General features: G+C 63.9%; 22 protein-coding genes and 2 pseudogenes. 5 read left to right on the top strand and 19 right to left on the bottom strand.

Going from position 1 to position 19,219, the window contains the following annotated elements:
* Positions 1-4 precede the first annotated feature (4 nt).
* Genes yddG through corA form a run of 3 tightly spaced genes read right to left on the bottom strand, consistent with a single transcriptional unit; the run spans position 5 to position 2,790 of the window.
* Positions 5-886: an aromatic amino acid exporter YddG gene (gene yddG / locus EKK97_RS10055; protein ID WP_159551573.1), complete on the bottom strand. Its 882-nt coding sequence runs from the start codon at positions 884-886 to the stop codon at positions 5-7.
* 41 nt (positions 887-927) lie between these two features.
* A complete protein-coding gene (locus EKK97_RS10050; RefSeq protein WP_159551571.1) occupies positions 928-1,683 on the bottom strand; it encodes an AraC family transcriptional regulator in 756 nt (251 codons plus the stop codon).
* 21 nt (positions 1,684-1,704) lie between these two features.
* Positions 1,705-2,790, bottom strand: coding sequence for a magnesium/cobalt transporter CorA (corA, locus tag EKK97_RS10045; RefSeq protein WP_159551569.1), 1,086 nt, complete (start codon positions 2,788-2,790; stop codon positions 1,705-1,707).
* Positions 2,791-2,972: 182 nt separating this feature from the next.
* On the opposite strand from corA, the gene EKK97_RS10040 reads away from it, so the two are divergent.
* Positions 2,973-4,427, top strand: coding sequence for a sodium/glutamate symporter (locus EKK97_RS10040; RefSeq protein WP_159551567.1), 1,455 nt, complete (start codon positions 2,973-2,975; stop codon positions 4,425-4,427).
* Positions 4,428-4,499: 72 nt separating this feature from the next.
* Positions 4,500-4,907: a VOC family protein gene (locus EKK97_RS10035; protein ID WP_159551565.1), complete on the top strand. Its 408-nt coding sequence runs from the start codon at positions 4,500-4,502 to the stop codon at positions 4,905-4,907.
* Positions 4,908-4,955: 48 nt separating this feature from the next.
* Here EKK97_RS10035 and EKK97_RS10030 read toward each other — a convergent pair whose 3' ends face one another.
* The 14 genes and pseudogenes from EKK97_RS10030 to EKK97_RS09975 form a co-directional block, all read right to left on the bottom strand.
* The gene (locus EKK97_RS10030) at positions 4,956-5,825 is read right to left on the bottom strand and encodes a shikimate dehydrogenase (RefSeq protein ID WP_159551563.1); all 870 of its coding nucleotides are present in this window, start codon (positions 5,823-5,825) and stop codon (positions 4,956-4,958) included.
* Positions 5,822-6,271 (bottom strand): type II 3-dehydroquinate dehydratase, encoded by a 450-nt coding sequence (gene aroQ, locus EKK97_RS10025; protein WP_159551561.1) that lies wholly within the window; start codon positions 6,269-6,271, stop codon positions 5,822-5,824. The genes EKK97_RS10030 and aroQ overlap by 4 nt, the downstream gene beginning before the upstream one ends.
* A 33-nt stretch (positions 6,272-6,304) precedes the next feature.
* Positions 6,305-7,423, bottom strand: a complete 1,119-nt coding sequence (locus EKK97_RS10020; protein ID WP_159551559.1) for a hypothetical protein — start codon at positions 7,421-7,423, stop codon at positions 6,305-6,307.
* Entirely contained in the window at positions 7,420-8,079 is a 660-nt protein-coding gene (locus EKK97_RS10015) for a sugar phosphate isomerase/epimerase family protein (protein ID WP_159551557.1), read from the bottom strand. The genes EKK97_RS10020 and EKK97_RS10015 overlap by 4 nt, the downstream gene beginning before the upstream one ends.
* Before the next feature lie 76 nt (positions 8,080-8,155).
* A complete protein-coding gene (locus EKK97_RS10010; RefSeq protein WP_277987354.1) occupies positions 8,156-8,641 on the bottom strand; it encodes a GntR family transcriptional regulator in 486 nt (161 codons plus the stop codon).
* A gap of 12 nt (positions 8,642-8,653) precedes the next feature.
* Positions 8,654-8,770: pseudogene (locus EKK97_RS25390) on the bottom strand (GntR family transcriptional regulator); the annotation flags it as partial.
* A gap of 241 nt (positions 8,771-9,011) precedes the next feature.
* Entirely contained in the window at positions 9,012-9,968 is a 957-nt protein-coding gene (locus EKK97_RS10005) for a VOC family protein (RefSeq protein WP_159551555.1), read from the bottom strand.
* 69 nt (positions 9,969-10,037) lie between these two features.
* Positions 10,038-11,045, bottom strand: a complete 1,008-nt coding sequence (gene dmpG, locus EKK97_RS10000) for a 4-hydroxy-2-oxovalerate aldolase (RefSeq protein ID WP_159551553.1) — start codon at positions 11,043-11,045, stop codon at positions 10,038-10,040.
* 11 nt (positions 11,046-11,056) lie between these two features.
* Positions 11,057-11,653 carry an acetaldehyde dehydrogenase (acetylating) gene (locus EKK97_RS26235; protein WP_479688637.1) on the bottom strand — a complete coding sequence of 199 codons (597 nt, stop codon included), beginning with the start codon at positions 11,651-11,653 and terminating at the stop codon, positions 11,057-11,059.
* Between the two features lie 89 nt (positions 11,654-11,742).
* Positions 11,743-11,940 (bottom strand): annotated as a pseudogene (locus EKK97_RS26230) (acetaldehyde dehydrogenase (acetylating)); the annotation flags it as partial.
* Between the two features lie 67 nt (positions 11,941-12,007).
* Entirely contained in the window at positions 12,008-12,208 is a 201-nt protein-coding gene (locus EKK97_RS09990; protein WP_111412184.1) for a 4-oxalocrotonate tautomerase family protein, read from the bottom strand.
* A 2-nt stretch (positions 12,209-12,210) separates the two neighbouring features.
* Positions 12,211-12,978, bottom strand: coding sequence for a 2-keto-4-pentenoate hydratase (locus EKK97_RS09985; RefSeq protein ID WP_159551551.1), 768 nt, complete (start codon positions 12,976-12,978; stop codon positions 12,211-12,213).
* Complete coding sequence (locus EKK97_RS09980) at positions 12,975-13,784, bottom strand: 2-keto-4-pentenoate hydratase (RefSeq protein WP_159551549.1); 810 nt, start codon at positions 13,782-13,784, stop codon at positions 12,975-12,977. Before EKK97_RS09980 ends, EKK97_RS09985 begins: the two co-directional genes overlap by 4 nt.
* Positions 13,785-13,798: 14 nt before the next feature.
* Positions 13,799-14,263, bottom strand: a complete 465-nt coding sequence (locus EKK97_RS09975) for a carboxymuconolactone decarboxylase family protein (protein ID WP_201297065.1) — start codon at positions 14,261-14,263, stop codon at positions 13,799-13,801.
* 408 nt (positions 14,264-14,671) lie between these two features.
* Between EKK97_RS09975 and EKK97_RS09970 the strand changes: the two genes are divergently transcribed.
* From EKK97_RS09970 to EKK97_RS09960, 3 genes are all read left to right on the top strand, one after another.
* Positions 14,672-15,682 (top strand): TRAP transporter substrate-binding protein, encoded by a 1,011-nt coding sequence (locus EKK97_RS09970; RefSeq protein WP_159551547.1) that lies wholly within the window; start codon positions 14,672-14,674, stop codon positions 15,680-15,682.
* 219 nt (positions 15,683-15,901) lie between these two features.
* A complete protein-coding gene (locus EKK97_RS09965; RefSeq protein WP_340162977.1) occupies positions 15,902-16,324 on the top strand; it encodes a TRAP transporter small permease in 423 nt (140 codons plus the stop codon).
* A 1-nt stretch (position 16,325) separates the two neighbouring features.
* Complete coding sequence (locus EKK97_RS09960) at positions 16,326-17,597, top strand: TRAP transporter large permease (RefSeq protein WP_159551543.1); 1,272 nt, start codon at positions 16,326-16,328, stop codon at positions 17,595-17,597.
* 99 nt (positions 17,598-17,696) lie between these two features.
* On the opposite strand, the gene EKK97_RS09955 is transcribed toward EKK97_RS09960, so the two are convergent.
* Both EKK97_RS09955 and EKK97_RS09950 read right to left on the bottom strand, forming a co-directional pair.
* A complete protein-coding gene (locus tag EKK97_RS09955) occupies positions 17,697-18,425 on the bottom strand; it encodes a lipoate--protein ligase family protein (protein ID WP_159551541.1) in 729 nt (242 codons plus the stop codon).
* Between the two features lie 14 nt (positions 18,426-18,439).
* Positions 18,440-19,210, bottom strand: a complete 771-nt coding sequence (locus EKK97_RS09950) for a 2-oxo acid dehydrogenase subunit E2 (RefSeq protein WP_234286334.1) — start codon at positions 19,208-19,210, stop codon at positions 18,440-18,442.
* Positions 19,211-19,219: the final 9 nt, after the last annotated feature.

Below are 19,219 nucleotides of genomic sequence, written 5' to 3'. Positions count from 1 at the left end.
CGAGTCAGGCGGGGGCAGGTGCTCGCCGGGAAAACGCACCGCTACCAATCAGCATGCCCAGGGTGATTACACCTGCCGCCAGAGCCAGCAGCGGCGTGGCCTCGGCGTAGCCGGCTACGATCAGCACCAGGGTCGAGAGCAACGGCGTGGCGTAGGCCAGCAGTCCGAGCAGGTGCAGGTCGCCATGCTTGACGCCGATGTCCCAGGTGAAGAAGGCACTGCCCACCGGCCCCAGGCCCAGCCCAACCACGCCCAGCCACTCGATGCCCTGGGGCCAGCGCGTTGCCTCGAACAGGCCGTGGCAGGCGAAGGCCAACAGTGCCGTGACCAGGCAGAAGCCCCCCACGGCACTGGTTGGCACCGCCTTCTTGGCCCGCGATAACACCGAGTAGCCGCTCCACACCAAGGCGCAGGCGAAGGCCGCGCCATAGCCCAGCGCGCTACCTCCACCGCCCAGGTCGCCACCGATCAGCAGCGCCGCGCCGGCAAAGCCCAGCAGCCCGCCCACCACGTGCCGGGGCAGCAGGCGCTCACCCGGCAGCAGGCCGACGAACAGCACGATCAACAATGGCCAGAGATAGCTGATCAGCCCGGCGTTGGCCGGCGGTGCGTTCTGCTGGGCGACGAAATAGAGCGCGTGATAACCGAACAGCCCGCCGACACCCAGTGCCCACACCGAAGGGGCCTGGCGCAACGGCGCGACGAACGACTCACGCCGCCACAGACTCCAGGCAAGAAAGCACAGGAAGGCAATGCCGAACGCCAGCCCGGTGAGCAGGAACGGCGGCACCGGCCCGGAGAGCTGGGTCAGGGTGGCGAGCAGCGCCCAGTTGAGAATGGTGGTGGCCCCGATGGCCGTGGCCTGACGGCGGGAGAGCGCGAACATGCGATGACCTCGTCAACAACGTCGAGGTCCCAGCATGCCTTTCAGGTGTCGCGGTCGCTTGTCGAATCCTGACCTTTGCATGCAGCGCCCTTCCCCAACGCCAGCCGGCGCCACTCGCTGGGCGACACCTCATGCCGCTGGCGGAAGCTCTTCGAAAAATGGGCGCTGTCGGCAAAGCCGCAGGCCTGGGCCACTTCGGTGAGCGAAGCGTTGTCGGCTCGCAGCAGCTCGCGGGCCAGTGCCAAGCGCTCGCGCACCAGCCACTCGTGGGGCGATTGGCCGGTCAGCGCGCGAAACTGACGGGCGAAGACGGCCTCGGCCAGGTGGCAACTCCTGGCCATCTCACCCACGCGCCAAGGATGCGCCAGGTCGCCGCGCATGGCGGGCAGCAGCTCGAGCAGCTTCAGCCGCGGCGGCGCCAAGCGGCGGCCACCGGCGGCGAGCGCTTGCTGCAGCCAGCAGGCCAGCGCCTGGCCCGAGCCGCCAAGCCCCTTCCCTTGCGCCACCAGTTGCTCCGGCAAACGCCGCGCCTGCCCCAGCATCAGCCCTTCGAAGGCCAACGCCTCGCACCACGCCTCGGGCAAGTCGAGCACCAGCACGCGGTTGTCTCCCGGCGCCAGGTAGTGGTGCACGTCGCCACTGGCAACCGGGGCCAGCACGCCGCGCGTCACGTGCATGAGCCGCCCTGCCGACTCGAGTTCCAGCGCACCATCGAGCCCCAGCAACAGCTGGTGAAACCCGTGGCGGTCGGTCAACACGCGGTCGGGGTAGTGGCGTATCTCGACGAGCAGCTCCATGAAGGCCCTTTCTTGCAGCGCCTAGAACCAGCGCTTGCGCTTGAACCAGACCACCATGCCGACGGCCACTGCGAGCATCACGCCCCACACCATGGGATAGCCCCAGTACCAGCCAAGCTCAGGCATGGCGAATGGACTGACGGGGTTCTCGAAATTCATACCATACACCCCGACGATGAAGGTCAGCGGCATGAACACGGTAGCGATGATGGTCAGGGTGCGCATGCTCTCGTTGAGCCGATGGCTCATGCTGGAAAGATAGACGTCGAGCAGGCTCGCCGTCATGTCGCGATAGCTTTCCACAAGATCGATGACCTGCACGGTATGGTCATAGACGTCGCGCATCCACAGCCGCGTATCGGGGGTGAAGAGATCGTCGTGATCGCGCAGCAGTTGGTTGATCACTTCACGGGTGGGCCAGAGATAGCGTCGCAGCATGATCAGCTCACGCTTCAGGCCATGCAGGCGCTCCAGCGTCGAGCTGTCGGGATGGTTGAGGATCTCGACCTCCATCTCCTCGATGCGCTCGCCTACACTGTCGAGCACCGGGAAGGCGTGATCGACGGCAGCATCGAGCATTCCGTAGAGAAGATCGTCGGGCTCGCCCAGGGCGCGCCCTCCGCTCTCCTTGAGCCGCCGCCGAAAGACCACGAAGGGGTCCAGGGTTTCCCCCATCACACTGACGACGATGCTGGCACCCATGAACAGGGAGAGCTGGTAGAGGTGCAGGTCTCCCTCTTCGTCGAGTTCAGGAATGCCGAGAATGACGACCAGCGCATCATCGAAGCGCTCGACCTTGGGCCGTTGGCCACCGTTGAGGATATCCTCCTGGGCGAGTGGATGCAGGCCCACCCGCTCGCCAAGCAGCTCCAGCTCCTCGGCCTTGGGCAGCCCCTGCACATGCAGCCAGCATAATGGCCCCTCCGCAGCGGCCTCGGGGATCTCCGTGACCGGAATCTCCTGCATCGCGCCCCAGCGCCCCGCCTCGCGGCGGGCCAGGTAAAACGTGGCAGGGCCAAGCAGACCTGCCTGCTCAAGCGTCAGCTCGCGCAGGGTACCCGGGGCCGTACCGGCCGGATGGTAGTGCTTCTTGAACAGTCGGGTCATGAAGGGCGTCCCTCGAAATTCGACCTAACCATACTGGCATGCCCAGCGCCAATGGCGAACCCCGAGCCATGTCCAGGCAGTGGCTTACCTCTCGGCACTCGGCTTGGCCAGTGGCGGATTTCGGCTAAGCTGAACCCAGTCATTCGTGGCAAACGGAAGCAAGCCCAAGGAGGGATAACGACATGACCATGACGGTGGGTGAGCTTTTCATTGCCCTGGTACTCGTCTCGCTGGTGCTGCTGGCAAGCAACGTCCTGCGCAACTTTTCCCCCTGGCTCCGCCGTTTGTTCCTGCCCAGCTCCGTGGTCGGCGGGCTGATCCTGCTGCTGCTGGGCCCCGAGGTACTGGGACGAGCCGTCACGGCCCCTTTCGACAACGCGGCGGGGCTATTCCCCGAGTACGTCTTCGAGAGCTGGGCCGCCCTCCCGGGGCTGCTGATCAATGTCGTGTTTGCGGCGCTGTTCATCGGCCGGCCGATCCCCGGGCTGCGCACCATCTGGATGCGTGCCGGACCGCAGGTGGTGGTTGGCCAGACCATGGCCTGGGGCCAGTACGTGGTGGGTCTCACCCTGGCGATTCTTGTACTAGCCCCCATCTTCGGCATGAACCCCATGGCCGGTGCGCTGATCGAGATCGGTTTCGAAGGGGGGCATGGGACGGCGGCTGGCATGGCAGACACCTTTGCCGAGCTGGGTTTCGAGGAGGGTGCCGACCTGGCGCTGGGCCTGGCCACCATCGGCATCGTCTCGGGCGTACTCATCGGTACCTTGATGATCAATCTGGCCGCCCGGCGCGGGGTCATCTCACTGAACGACACGGGCTTGACCTCCGAGGCACTGGACCGGGCGCAGGAACAAACCGAGCAGAACGAGCGCCCTTCCACCGAGGACTACAGCGAGTTCAAGAAAGACCTGGCCCAGGAAGAGGAAACGGCCGATCCCCTGAGCCTGCACATCGGCCTGGTCGGCATCGCCATCGTCATCGGCTGGCTGATCCTCAGTGCCTTGCAGTGGATCGAACAGCAGACCTGGGCACGGGACGGCGGCCTGGAGGTGCTCGCCCACGTGCCGCTGTTTCCCATCGCCATGATCGGCGGCGTGATCGTGCAGCTCTGCGTTACCCGCTTCGGCCTGGAGCCGCACGTCTCTAGCCGTACCATGTCGCGCATCGCCGGTACCGCGCTCGACTTCACCATTGTCGCGGCGCTGGCCACGCTGTCGCTCACCGCGCTGGGCGAGTACCTCGTTCCGTTCCTGCTGCTGGCGGCGGCCGGCATCGCCTGGTGCCTGTTCGTGCTGATCGTGATCGCACCGCGGGTGATTCCCGAGAACTGGTTCGAGCGTGGCATCGGCGACTTCGGCCAGTCCATGGGCGTCACCGTCACCGGCCTGCTGCTGATGCGCATGGCCGACCCCAAGAACCGCTCCGGCGCCTTCGAGAGCTTCGGCTACAAGCAGCTGATGTTCGAACCGGTGGTCGGTGGCGGCCTCTTCACTGCCGCCTCGCTACCGCTCATTGCCCAATTCGGCGCGCCTGCCATCCTGGGCCTGGCCCTGGTGCTGACCGTCGCCTGGCTGATCTTCGGCCTGCTCTACTTCGGCCGCATGGTGCCGGATCGCGGGCGCGGCAGGTGGTGACGGCAGGAAACTCTGGAGCGCGCCCGTCACGTGCGTCATAGTGTCGAAGAACGACAGGAAGCCGGAAACGCCATGCTGCCCATTCAAGGTCTCGATCATTTGGTGCTGCGCATTCGCGACAGCGATACCATGCTCGCCTTCTATTGCGATGTATTGGGCTGCACGGTGGAGAAGCGTCAGGAAGAGATCGGCCTGATCCAACTGCGCGCCGGACGCAGCCTGATCGACCTGGTACCCGTGGAAGGCCCGCTGGGACAGCGTGGCGGGGCCGCCCCGGGCCGCGAGGGGCGCAATCTCGATCACTTCTGCCTGCGCCTGGAACCCTTCGACGAGGAGGAGATTCGCCGACACCTCGCCGCGCACGACATCGAGGCCGGCGAACTCGTGCAGCGCTACGGCGCCGAGGGTTCGGGTCCCTCTCTCTACCTCGAAGACCCCGAAGGCAACACCGTCGAACTCAAGGGGCCGCCCGACGCTTGAAGCCCCATGCATCGCGAAACCGCACGGGCACCTCTCGGGGTATCGCGGTCAGTCTCCCGCTGCGGCGAGCCGCTGGAAGTGCGCCATCATGCGAGCGGCATCGGCAGGCCGCCCGCTGATCAACTCGAAGGCCTTGACGGCCTGGAACACTGCCATGTTGGTGCCGTCCATGGTGGTGCAACCCAACGCCTTGGCCTTGCGCAGCAGCTCGGTTTCCCTTGGGAAGTAGATGATATCGGCGACCCAGAGTTCAGAGCGAAGCAGCGATTCGGGAACCGGCATGCCAGGTAGCTTGTCCATGCCCACCGGTGTGGTATTGACCAGGCCATCGGCGGCAGCTATCTCTGCCGCCAGGTCACTGCCAAGTTGGGCGCGCCCCGTGCTAAAGCGCCCCTTCAGAGAGTCGACCAGCTCACATGCCCTGTTGGCATCGGTATCGAATATCACGAGTGTTTCGACGCCCTGCTCCAGCAGGGCATTGGCTACGGCGGCACCGGCGCCGCCGGCCCCCATTTGTACCACCCGCCGGCGTGATTGTTGGCTCAGGTTGCGTCGGAAGGCTTCTCCGAAGCCGGTGCAGTCGGTGTTGTGGCCAACCAGTTTTCCCCCACGAATCACTACGGTGTTCACCGCGCCGATGGCACTGGCTTCGTCGGAGAGCTCATCGAGGTGGGGAAGAATTGACTGCTTGCAGGGGAAGGTTATGTTGAGGCCGTCGAAAGCCGTCAGGCGAACGGCCTGCAGCAGCTCCGGCAGCACTTCGGCGCCGAATCCCAGGCTGTCCAGGTCGATCAGTTTGTAGACATAGGCGAGCCCCTGGTTGCGGCCCTCTTCCATGTGCAGATCGGGGGTTTTGGATAGCTGGATGCTGGCGCCGATCAAGCCCACCAGCACTGAATGATCGTTGACGGCGCTCATCGAGAAGCCCCTTCCAGTCGATGGGCGAAACCATCGATTGCCAACGCGTAGCCGTGGGTGCCCAGCCCGCAGATCACTCCAACGGCAACGTCGGAGATATAGGAGCGGTGGCGAAAGGCTTCGCGCTGATGCACGTTGGAGATGTGCACCTCGATGACCGGTAGCTCCGAGGCCAGAATGGCGTCTCGGATCGCCACCGAGGTATGGGTCCAGGCCGCTGGGTTGAGCACCACGCCAGCCACCTTGCCGCGGGCTTGATGAAGCCAGCCGATCAGCTCTCCTTCGTGATTGGTCTGGCGGAAATCGATTGCCAGGTCATGAACTTCGCCTCGACGCAAGCAGATAGACTCCACATCGGCTAGCGTCTCGTGACCATAGAGTTCTGGCTGACGGGTGCCGAGCATATTGAGATTAGGGCCGTTGAGGACCAGGAGGGTGGCGGTCATGGGGCTCTCCAGTTAGCAGTAGCAATAGAGGCGTCACACCTCGAAGGCGCGGTATTCACCGACCTCAAGCATGAGATGATCGTTGCCGGGAACCGTCAGCTGAAGGAAGGCATAGTCACGGTTCCCACGGCGTTCATAACGCAGGGCATGAGCCTGGAAGAGGGTCCGGTCGCGCTCGGATAGGGCCTGGTGGGCCGCCAGGTCGTGGTAGTAGTTGACCGGCACCGGTTCCACGGCAAGTCCGGCGGCCTTCAGGCGCTGGGCGGTGGCCACGACATCGTCGACCTCGAGGCGCAGTGCCACGCAAGTGGCACGCTGAGTAAGACCCGCTGAAGGCGACAGGGCCCGACCGACCGAAGTGCCGGCATGGGTCGAGGTCTCCAGGGCGATCTCCACCTCACCGGCGGTGGACTGCCAGCAGCGACGCCTTACCACGCCCTGGGGCTCGTGGCGCACGCCCGTGCTCGCCGCAGGCAGTCCTAGCAGGTGGCGCCAGACGCCTGACTCGCTCTCCAGCAGGCCAATCGGTAGGGCGAAGGCGACCCCGCTCAGCCGGCAGTCAGAGGGCGCCGGATGCAGGCCGGACTCGAAGCGTCCGTCGAGGTTGGCGTCGGGGCCGATGCGCAGTGCCAGGGCCGCTGGGGTGGTCAGCAGGCGACCGCCTAGGTCATCATCGCCGCGGGTGGCTTGACCATAGTCTTCCAGACGCATCAGCAAGGCCTGAGAGCCGGCGCATGTGAGGCCCAGGCTATGCACCGTGACGGCCGCGTTGTCGTGGGTCTCACGTAGATAAACATCGAAGGCCTGGCCAGCAAAGCGGGTGATTGGCGCTCGGCGATGCCGGCCCTGCTCGACCAGGCCCAGGCTACCAAGCAGCTGTTCCACGGCCTGTCGGTGGACGGGCGGTATGGCTAGCTCGAGGCTGGTGAAACCGTTGAGGGCCGGAGCCCTGGGCGGCTGAAACAGTGGCAACCCTGCCTGGCTGGGCAGCTGGGCGTCGGCTTGCAGGCGCTCCTCCAGCCAAAGCAGCGATTGGCGGGCGGCCATCGCGGTAGGGCCGGCCGGGGCGGCACGAAACTCGTCATTGAACATCTCCAGCGACAGTGCACCAGCGTATCCGGCCTTGAGCACGGCGGCGACGAAGCCCGTCATGTCATATTCGCCGAGGCCGGGGAATGAGCGCAGGGTGCGGCTGTACCTCGGGGGCGAGTACTCTCTCGCGGGGCGTCGGAAAGCTGTAGGAAGAAGATCTTCTCGCCGGGCAGCTCGGTAATGGGGGTGATGGCGTCGTCCAGTGCCAGGGTGTGGTAGCTGTCGAGGATGAGCCCAAGGCTGGGGTGGTCGGCGGCCTCAACCGCCGCCCAGGCCTGGGCATAGCGATTGATTTGCGTGCCCCAGGAGAGTGCCTCGAAGCCCACTCTCAGCCCGCGGGCCGCCGCTCGCTCGGCCAGGCGATGGAGCTGCTCGGCGACGAGGGCCGGGTCGCCGGAGACATCGGGCTGGGCATTGGAGCAAACCAGCATGAGCTCCACACCAAGCTGTTCCATCAGGTCGAACTTGTGCTCGGCGCGCACCAAGTTGCGCTCCAGCTGTTCGGGGTGGACGCCCTCGAAGTCTCGGAACGGCTGGAAGATTTCGATGGTCAGACCTAGGTCTTCGACCATGCGGCGAATCTCGTCTGGGCGGCCCGGGTAGCTCAGCAGATCATTCTCGAACAACTCACAGCCATCGAAGCCGGCGGCGGCGATGGCCTGGAGTTTCTCCGGCAGGCTGCCGGAGAGCGACAGGGTTGCGATAGAGTGGCGCATGAGTGCCTCCCTGCAGGCGGGTCAAAGCCCGTCCGCATCATGGATAGTGATCGGGGGTGCCGCCTGGCGGCAGAACTCAGTCCGGCTGGACGTTGAGTTCCTCTTCTCGCTCGCGCGCCAGCATGGTGCGAATGTTGTCCGTGGTTCGCTGGGTATGCTGGGCCAGCAGGGCGCAGGCCAAGTCGGCGTTGCGTTCCAGCGTGGCCTCGACAATGGCTGCGTGCTCGCTGCGGGTATCCCGGTCGAAAGGATTTTTCTGGAGGTAGAGGCGGCGGTAGCGATCGTTGAGGTCGTGAAGCGTGCGACAGTAGTTGAGGAGCAGCGGCATGTCACAGGCCTCGAGCAGCTTGAGATGGAACTGGCGGTGGGCCTCTTCCCACACTTCCTGCTGCTCCAGGGTCATGCCATCGGTACGCTTGATGCTGTCCAGCTCGTACTGGGCGGCAATGATACCGGCTTCCCAGCGCCGGCCGCCCTCTGCGATCGCCTCACGCAACGCCAGCCCCTCGAAGTGGATGCGCAATTTGGCGATTTCCCTGAGATTCTTCTCCGATACGGGCATGACACGGTAGCCACGCTTGTCCTCGATCAGCACCAACCCCTCAGCACCCAGGCGCGACAGCGCCTCGCGCAGGGGGCTGCGGCTGATCGACAGGTTCAACTGCTCGCGAAGGGCCTCCAGACGGAGCTTGGCCCCCGGGGGAGTTCACCGCTGAGAATGGCGCGACGCAGGCGCTGAACCAGGGAGGTGGCCAGGGTGATACCGCCCTCCCCGCTCTCGGGACGAGACTTTCCATCATCCTGTTCATCATCAGAGCCTCCAGTGTTACCGGCGTCGTGACGCCTATCGGGTAGCGAGAGATCAGTGTTCAGTATACCGCGCTGCCCCTTGGCCTTCAGGGCTACTCTGTCAGGGAAGTCCTGGGTGAGCCTTAAAGCAGCGGCGTGGCGTGTTCATGGAAGCTCGGCGGACATTCCAGGCCCCAGGCGGTGGAGCGGCCCTTGACCTCGGTGCCCCAGGTTACCGGCTCCCAGTCCGGTTCGAAGATATGAAAACCGCCGGCAAACACCTCGATGCGATTGCCGCCCGGCTCATAGACATAGAGGAAGAAACCCTGGGTGCGCGAGTGCTTGGCCGGCCCGAACTCGATGAAGACGTCGTTCTCCATGAAGATCTCGGCGGCTCGCAACACCTCCTCGCGGGTGCTGGCGTAGTAGGCCAGGTGATGCAGACGCCCGCTGGCACCCGCCGCAGGCTCCTTGGTGATCGCCAGGTCGTGGGCCTTGTTCATCAGGCTCATCCAGGCGCCCACTTCTTCGCCTTGGCCGCCGGGGATCAGGTGCTCACGCAGTTTGAAGCCCAAGGTCTCGGCGGCGAAGGTGCGCATCTCCACCACGTCCCGCGTCAGCAGGTTGATATGATCGATGCGTTCCACGGCCACGCCTCGGCCATGGTACTTCTGCGGCTGATTGGGGAGATAGGCTTGCTTACCCTCTGGTGCCCGGTATTTCTCGGACTCGAAGTAGAGTTCCATCTCGTGGCCGCCGATGCCGGTGAAGCGATAGGCCTTGCCGTGGCCCACGTCGCCATCGATCCAGCGGCCCTGGATACCGTAGGCTTCGAGGGCGGCGACGCGACGCTCCAGAGCCTGGGGGCTCATGGCTCGCCAGCCCACATGACCAAGTCCGGCCTGGTGGGAGGCGGTGAGCTTCAGCGAGGTGAGATCATGGTCGCCCCAGGCGCGCAGATAGGCGCTGTCACCCTCGGTGGCCACGACATCGAGACCGTAGACTTCGGTGAAAAAGCGCAGGCTCTCGTCGAATTTGGGGGTGAGCAGTTCGGCGTGGCCCAGCTTGGCGACGTCGTAGATCGGTTCCTGGTAGGACATCTCTTGTACTCCCGTTGAGTTGGCAGGTCACTGCTGTTGTTGTGTTTGCGATGGCGAAATCACCAGGGGTCATCGATGCGTCATATCCAGCGCTACGTCGACGATCATGTCCTCCTGGCCGCCGACCATCTGGCGGCGGCCCAGCTCCACCAGGATATCCATGGTCTTCAGGCCATAGCGCTCTGCAGCGGCCTCGGCGTGACGCAGAAAGCTGGAGTAGACGCCGGCATAGCCCAGCGCCAGGGTCTCGCGATCGACGCGAACCGGCCGGTCCTGCAGCGGGCGAACGATATCGTCGGCGGCGTCCATTAGGGTGTAAAGGTCACAGCCGTGCTGCCATCCCAGGCGGTCGGCGGCAGCGATGAATACCTCCAGTGGAGCATTGCCGGCCCCGGCGCCCATGCCGGCCAGGCTGGCATCCACCCGGTCGCAGCCCTCCTCCACCGCGACGATGGAGTTGGCCACACCCAGGCTCAGGTTGTGGTGAGCATGAATGCCGGTCTGGGTGCTCGGGTCGAGCGCATCCTTGAGCGCCCGGAACCGCTCGCGTACCCCCTCCATGGTCAGGGCCCCACCGGAGTCCACCACATAGAGGGTCTGGGCGCCGTAACTCTCCATCAGCTTGGCCTGTTCGGCGAGCCCCCTGGGCGTCTGCATATGGCTCATCATCAGGAAGCCTACGGTATCCATACCGAGCTTGCGGGCATGCTCGATATGCTGACGGGAGACGTCGGCCTCGGTGCAATGGGTGGCGATGCGAGCCCCCCTGGCACCGGCGGCATAGGCGGCGTCCAGGTCGTGGACGGTACCAATGCCAGGTAGCAGCAGGGTGGTGATCATGGCGTGCTCCACTACCTCGGCCACTGCGGCGATCCACTCCACGTCGCGGTGAGCGCCGAAGCCGTAGTTGAAGCTGGAGCCTTGCAGGCCGTCGCCGTGGGCCACCTCGATGGAGTCGACTCGGGCGGCGTCGAGGGCACGAGCGATGCGTCGGGCATCGTCCAGGCTGTACTGGTGGCGCACCGCATGGCTGCCATCGCGCAGGGTAACGTCGGAGATGTAGAGTTTCTTGCTCATGATGGGGCTCCTCAAGCGGTGGCGGCAAGCAGGCGGGTCTCGGCCAGACGCTCGGCGCAAGCCTTGGCAGCGGAGGTCATGATGTCCAGGTTGCCGGCATAGGCAGGCAGGTAGTGAGCAGCGCCCTCCACTTCCAGGAAGATGGAGGTCTTGAGGCCGCTGGCCTTGCCGATGCCGGGAACGTTCAGCGGTGCCTCGATCGAAATCTCCTCGAATTGCACCCGCTGCTTGAGGCGATAGCCGGGAACATACTGCTGGACCATGCGGACCATCTCCTCGACGGAAGCCTCGATGGCGGCTTGGTCAGCGGACTCGGAGAGCACGAAGACGCTGTCACGCATCAATAGTGGCGGCTCGGCGGGATTGAGGATGATGATCGCCTTGCCGCGTTCGGCCCCGCCGCAAACCTCGATGGCCTTCGAGGTGGTTTCAGTGAATTCGTCGATATTGGCTCGGGTGCCGGGGCCGGCGGACTTGCTGGAAATGGAAGCGACGATCTCGCCGTAATGCACCTTGGCGACCCGGGAAACCGCTGCCACCATGGGGATGGTAGCCTGGCCACCGCAAGTGACCATGTTGATGTTGGGGGCGTCCAGGTGCTCGTCCATATTGATGGGGGGATCACGTAGGGGCCGATGGCCGCGGGGGTCAAGTCGACCACCCTGATGCCGCGGGCCGTGAGCAGCTCGCTGTGGCGCCGATGGGCGCCGGCGGAGGTGGCATCGAAGACGATCTTGATCTCGTCGATGTGGTCCATGGCCAGCAGCCCGTCGATGCCCTCGGCGGTAATGGGCACGCCAAATCTCTGTGCCCTGGCCAGGCCGTCGGAGGCAGGGTCGATGCCCACCATGGCGCCCATCTCCAGGTACTGGCCGTGACGCAGGATCTTGATCATCAGGTCGGTGCCGATGTTGCCGGAGCCGATGATGGCGACTTTGACTTTCTGGCTCATGCTGGAGTCCTCACTGCTGCCGTGCGCGGCGTTGCTGCATGGTTTCCCCACCTACACCCCAATGGGTGGCGGGGTACTCCTGGACCAGCACCCGTACACTCTCCAGGGGGGCGTCCAGGCTCTCGCTGATGGCGCGGGCGACATTCTCGATAAGCCTCTGCTTCTTCTCGGCATCACGGCCTTCGATGATGTTGATGGTGGCGATCGGCATGGTCACTCCTCCACATGGAAACCGAGGCTGCCTAGCTGCTGCATTTCCAGGCGCACGTATTGTCCGGGCTCTAGCCACTCGGCGGCAGTAGCGCCTCCAGCCAGCACGATGTCACCGGCGCGCAGTGGCTCGCCGGCCTGGGCGGCCAGGCGTGCGGCTGCGACCAGCGAACGGATGGGATTGCCAAGAATGGCAGCGGTTGAACCGACATGACGAGTCTGGCCGTTGAAGCTCATGGCCAGCCCCAGGTTGGTAAAATCGACTCTGGGGTCGCCCCAGTTACCGACCACGAAGCCTGTGGAGGAGGCATTGTCGGCGATCACGTCGGGCAGTGAGAATTTGAAGTCGCGGTAGCGCGAATCGATGATCTCCAGTGCAGGAGCGATGGCCTCAATGGCCGTCAAGGCCTCGGCAGGAGTGACCTGCTCAGGCAGGTCGCGACCGAGCAGGAAGGCCAGTTCCGGCTCCACCCGCGGGTGCACATAGCTGGCGAGACTTATGGTCGAGTTCTCCTCGATGCGCATGCCACTGGTCAGGCGTCCCCAGATCACATCGTCGATGCCCATCTGGCTCATCTTGGCGCGACTGGTGAACCCCATCTTCATGCCTACTCGGGTCTCGCCGCGCTGCAGGCGCTGCTGTATGGAGGCCATCTGGATGGCGTAGGCCTCTTCCAGCGACATCTGCGACTCGGGGTCGAGCTGCTCCACGGCGGTGGCTGAGCGGGCCGCCTCGTCGAGCCGGAGGGCGTGCTGCTGAATAGTGCTCATGCGCTCACCTCGTCATTCGCTGCCAGTTGGAAGACGGCCTGGACGCTGCCTAGGCCGTTGATGCGTGCCTCGATCACGTCACCGGGCTGCACCGGCACCATGGGGCCGAGGGCGCCGGAGAGCACGAGGTCGCCGGCCTTCAGCGGCTGACCGAGTTCGACCATCTTGCGGGCCAGCCACACCACGGCATTGAGGGGGTTACCAAGACAGGCGCGGCCCACGCCAACCGAAACCGGCTCACCACGCCGCTCCATCACCATGCCGCACAGATCCAGGTCGAGGTCTTCGAGGCGTCGCGGGGTGCTGCCCAGCACATAGACGCCGGACGAGGCGTTATCGGCAATAGTGTCGATGATGCCGATGTTCCAGTCGGCGATGCGGCTTCCAACCACCTCGAGGGCGGCTACCGCATGGTCGATGGCGCGGATCACGTCCACCTGCGTAGGGTTGACCATGGCCAGGTCCTGGCCCAGAACGAAAGCAACCTCAGCCTCCACCTTGGGCTGCTGCAGCTGCGCCCAGGGGATCGGTTCACCGTTGCCGTAGCCCATGTCGTCGAACAGAGCGCCGTAATCGGGTTGATCGACACCTAGCTGGGCTTGCACCACTCGTGACGTGAGTCCGATCTTGCGGCCGACGATGCGGTGACCAGCCGCCAGCCGTGCCTCGGTGTTGTGCTGCTGGATGGCGTAGGCGGCTTCGATGTCGAGGCCCTCGAACCTCTCGCGCAGCGGGGAAATGAAGTCACCGCTGGCGACGGCATCGCGCAGTTGCTGGGCTGCCAGTTGCAGGGATTCCGGCTTCATGATGATTTCCCGATTCATTGTTCGTTGGCGGAGCCGTCGGCCTGCTCGGCCTCGCGGGCGGCGACGCTAGCCAGCATGTGGGCTCCACGATTGGCGGCGGGCAGGCCGCGGAACAGGAAGCAAAGATTGATAGTGGCTTGGAGCTCCTCCCAGCTTGCGCCACAGCGGCGGGCAGCGATGCAATGGGTTTGGGCGGCATCGTTACCTGCCATCAAGAGCATGCCGAAGAGCATCATCTGCACCATCTTGGGTTCCAGGTGCGGAGTGTCCATGGCGTAGCTGCGAGTCTTCTCTTGCAGTTCGACCATGGTGGGATCCATGACACCGGTGGTGCACAAACGGGCCTCAATACGCGGTGGCACGAAACCAAGCAAATCAAGATAGGGCTGCTGGTAGGCGCTGATGGCGCTCCTCTGTGCTGTGTTTGCCAGGCCCATGGCCTGACCGACAGCGTCCAGGTCGAGTCGGGGTGATGACATTGGTAGAGCTCCTTCAAGTGTCAGGATAAGAGACAAAATATGTTTTGCATGCAAAATCGCTATTGAATGCAAGCTATTCGTCTCTCCCTCAGGCGTCAAGTGAGTTAAGAAGAGTTGAGACCAAAGTCGTATATAGAGAACGGTATATTCATTCTTCTGTAGATGAACGAGTGAAATAAGCACTTTCACGACTGACGGCCAACGTCAGCAATACCGGATCGACATTAGACGATAGTCGAGGTGATATTGACCCGGGGCTTGCAGCGCCCTAGCTTGTATTTTGTCGGCAATAAAATTTCTGCATGCAAAATGCCGTCAAGACACCCTCATTCCATGCAGCGGTGCTTCCAGGGTAGTAAGGCGAGAGTCCGGGACCCAGGCACCCATAACGACAACGAGGCAACGACAATGACAACGATAAACTTGAAGAGCGCCCTGTTCGGCACCGCCCTGGTCTTCGGCGTAAGCACCATGGTTCAGGCTCAGACTATCCGCTTTGCCCACGTCGACCCCGACGACTGGCAGGGCTCCAAGAAGGGCGCGGCAGCGCATATGTTCAAGAAGATCGTCGAGGGTGAGACCGACCTCAGCGTCGAGCTCTTTCCTGCCGCTTCGCTGGGCAACGAACCCGAGCTGGTGGAACAGGCCATTGACGGCACGACTCAGGTGGTGATGGTTTCTGGCGCCATGGCGCAGATCTGTCCGGCAGCCGGAGTACTCGACATTCCCTATACCTTCGATTCGCCAGTGACCGCCTGGCGGGTGCTGGACGGGGAGTTCGGCCAGGAGCTGGCCGAGCACTGCCTGAACCAGACGGGGCTGCGCACCCTGGGGTACGGCGAGACAGGCGTGCGCCACTTCACCAATAGCGTGCGCGAGATTCGGAGCCCGGATGACATGGCCGGGCTGCGCTTCAGGGTCCAGGACATACCGCTCTATGTGGAGATGGTACGCGGGCTGGGCGGCGAACCGACCCCGATTGCCTGGTCGGAAGTGCCCACCGCATTGGCCACTGGTGTGGTGGATGGCCATGAGAATCCGGTGGGGACCATCTACAACAACAACATTCATGAGTTGCAGGACTACCTGACCCTGGATGGACACGTCTATGCCACTGACTTCCTGCTGATCAATGACGACTTCTACCAGTCGCTCTCGCCCCAAGACCAGGCCGTGGTCAAACGCGCTGGCGTCATCGCTGGGGTGATGGGACGGGCGATTCAGCAGTTCACCACAGCCGAGGGGGTGATCGCGGTGCAAGAGGCAGGCATGCAGGTCTACACTCCCTCTGCGGAGGAACTCGAGCAGTTCCGTGAACGCGCTCAGCCTCGTGTGCTCGAGTGGCTGGCCGACGACCTCGGCCCCGATGCCGAGTGGATCGACAAGCTGGAAGCCGCCGTCGCCGCGGCCAACCGCTGATCACTGGCGTATGCGAATACCCCTGCCGGCCCAGCCGGCAGGGTGATACCCCCGACTCTTCACTGGCTGAGACGCGCACACCATGTCTGCACTCTTCCGACCCCTGATTCTCCTGGTGTCACGACTACTGGCTATTGGCGCCGGGCTATGCATGGCCACCATTTTCCTGATCGTCTTCTGTAATGCCGTGCTGCGCTATGCGCTAGGTAGCTCGCTGGCCTGGGGGATCAGCTGCCTGTCTTCCTTGGTATCTATGGCGTGATGTTTGGTTTGTCGCTGGGCTATTTACAGGATCGCCATGTGCGCCTCGGCCTGCTAGTGGACTTCCTGCCTGAGCGCTTCCGAGAAATTCTCTTTCTGATCGTCGACCTGTCGGTCGTAGTGATTGGCGTATTGCTCTCCTGGTCTGGCTACCTCTTCATGCAGCAGCGCGGTGGCATGCGTGTTTCAGGGTTGCACGGTGCGATGCGTGACCTTAGTCAATTGACCGGCCTGGATCTAAGCCTCTTCGCCACCATGGCTCCCTATCAGTTCGCCCTGTGTCTAGGTGGCACCATGCTGGCCTTGGCAGCGGTGCTGAAATTCATCGAACGGCTTGCCTTGCTGCACAACACGCAGAGCAGCGTACCGGAGGGTGTGTGACATGGCCTATGTAATTCTGGTCGGCGGGCTGATCATTGGCTTGCCGATCGCCTTGGCGATCCTGGCCGCCTTGCTGTTCTTCATGGCAACCGGCGAGCCGCCCTATCATCTGCGTGCGGTGGCCACCCAGATGTTCTCGGGCATGAATTCCTTTCCGCTGCTGGCAATCCCGCTGTTCATCCTAGCCGGCGAGCTGATGAATGCCAGCGGCATCACCAGTCGTATCATCGCTTTCTCGAAGCTGATGGTTGGCAGGCTCAGAGGGGGGCTGGCTCACGTCAACATCTGGGCTTCGGTGGTCTTCGCAGGCCTGTCTGGTTCAGCGGTAGCCGACACCTCGGCGCTGGGTCGTGTGTTCATTCCAGAGATGGAAAAGGAAGGTTACCCTCGCGATTTCGCAGCGGCGCTGACCGCAGCCTCTTCAGTCATCGGCCCGATCATTCCGCCGAGTATTCCGGTTATCATCTATGCACTGATCGTCTCTGGTGTCTCGGTGCCTGCCCTCTTTTTGGCAGGCATCGTGCCAGGGATACTGCTGGCCCTCTTCCTTTCCGGCTACGTGATGATCTTCGCCGGCAAGTACCAGAAAAAGGCCGCGCCAAAGCCGGCCGGTGAGAAGCGAAAGATCCTACTGGACGGCATTGTACCGCTGTTTATGCCGGTATTCGTGGTGGGCTCCATTCTGCTGGGCATCGTCACGCCCACCGAGGCGGCAGCCTTCGCCGTCGCCTATGCCCTGCTAGCTGGGATGCTCTACTTTCGCGAGCTAGGTTGGCGAGATCTGCCTTCGATCTTTTCGCGCACCATGGTCGACAGTGCGGTGATCATGACCATTATCGGCGCAGTGGCGGCGGCCAACTGGCTGTTGACCTACAATCGCATCCCCCATCTGATCACCGACATGGTGCTCGCCTACATCAGTGTGGAATGGACCTTCCTGCTGGCGATCATTGTGCTGTTCCTGATAGTTGGGCTCTTCCTGGAAGGGATCGCCGCCATGCTGGTGCTGGTGCCGATTCTACACCCCATCGCCATGAGTCTGGGGATCGACCCGGTGCACTTCGGTATCGTGGTGATCTTTAATCTGATGATCGGTTTGATCACCCCGCCCATGGGGCTCTGCCTGTTCGTGGCGGACTCGGTGGCCAAGGTGGGACTGGCGCGGCTGTCACGAAGAGTGCTGCCACTGCTCCTGGTACAGATACTGGTGCTATTGATTATTACTTTTGTGCCCGCAGTCGTAACTTGGCTCCCTAGACTTCTAGGATACTGAAAGGGTGTCTTTAGCCACCCAGAGAACGAGACTATTGCGCTACACGCCGGCCACCGCGAGTGGCAGGACGCTACGAGATCTCCGATAACGGCCGAACCCTCATCGGGGAGATCGTCTCTCCGTCACCAGCCGCGACAGCAACCCGGGCAGTGCCGTCTCGAGGTCGAGCTCGGGCACTGCCTGCTGCAAAGCGACATGGCTTTCGGGCAGGAAGCGCTGGGGGTCGTCGATGGCTTCCTGAAAGGTATTGACGATGTCGACCAGTTCGGCCGGATCGCCACCGACCTGCATGGCACCGTGAACCAGCAGCGCCATGTCGCGACAGCCGCGCACCCGTCGCCAGCGCTGGGCGGTACCCACCAGCTTGCGGCCACCGATGCGCACGTTGAAGCGACCGTCGCAGTAGGCGCCGGGCACCGACCCCAGGTCGGCGTCAGTGACGCCGAGCGCGGTGAGCCATTCGCACCACGGATCGCCAAGGCGATGGTAGCCCCACTCGAGATGGGCCGCGGAGCTGCCCACGCGACAGCGCAGCACGAGGGTCACGTTGACCACCTCGGGGCATTGCGGCACCGGCGTGCCGCCCGTGGCGCGGAACAGGATCGGCCAGCCCCGTTCGCGCAGGACTTGGCGTGCCGCAGGGAAGCCCTCGGTGCGCTCGTGGCGGCGCGGCATCACCAGGGCGCGATCCAGCGGCTGCCAGGCCAGCAGTTCGAACTGGCTCTCGCCCTGACAGACCGCATCGAGCCTGGCCTCCTCGGCGGCCAGCCCCTGCCCGACGCTGAGCCGCTGGAGCACGCAGTCCAATCCAGGCGAAAGCGCCGTCATGTGGCCTCCTCCCTCTAGTCGTCGTTGACGCTCAGTTCGCTGTCGAACGCCTCGGGCGGCAGGCCCTCGATGCGCTCGCATAGGGCATCGAGGAAGGCCGCCGCCGGGGCGCCGTTGACGGCGCGATGATCGAAGGTGAGCGACAGGCCGATGACCTCCTCCTCTCGCCACCCTTGCGATGATGGCACGACGCGCCGCTCCATCCCACCGATGCCGAGGATCGCCACCTGGGGCACGTTGAGTATCGGCGTAAAGTGGTGCACCCGCGAGCGGCCGAGATTGGAGACGGTGAAGGTGGCGCCGGTCAACTCGCGCACCCCGAGCTTGCCGGCCCGCGCCCGTTCGGTGAGCGTACGGCGCGCCGCGGGCAACTGGCCCAGGCCCAGGTTCTGGGCATCGAAGAGTGCCGGCGCCACCAGCAGGTCGTCGGGCAGCGGTATGGCCAACCCCAGGTGCACCGCGCCGTGTTGGACGATGCGATTCTCCTCCAGCGTGGCATTGAGTGCAGGGAAATCGCCCAGGGTCTGCACCACCAGGCGCAGCAGCAGGTCCTGCAGCGAGGGCACTACCCGCCCCCGTTCGCGGCAGCGCGAGCGCAGCGCTTCGAGGGCGCAGAGCCCGGCGCTGGCATGGTGGGTCAGCTGGGCCGTGGTCTGCAGGCTTTGCTGCATCCTGGTCGCGATCATGCCGCGCATGCCCTTCAGCGGGATCTCCTTCGCCGCGGCAGGTGATATGCCCGCCCCCGGGGGGCGGGTCTCGTCGTGTCGGGTCGTGGTGAGTTTCACAGCACTCTC

It is taken from the genome of Billgrantia tianxiuensis, assembly GCF_009834345.1.
In the GTDB taxonomy this organism is placed as follows: domain Bacteria; phylum Pseudomonadota; class Gammaproteobacteria; order Pseudomonadales; family Halomonadaceae; genus Halomonas; species Halomonas tianxiuensis.
This window is presented reverse-complemented; position numbering and strand designations above follow the sequence as displayed.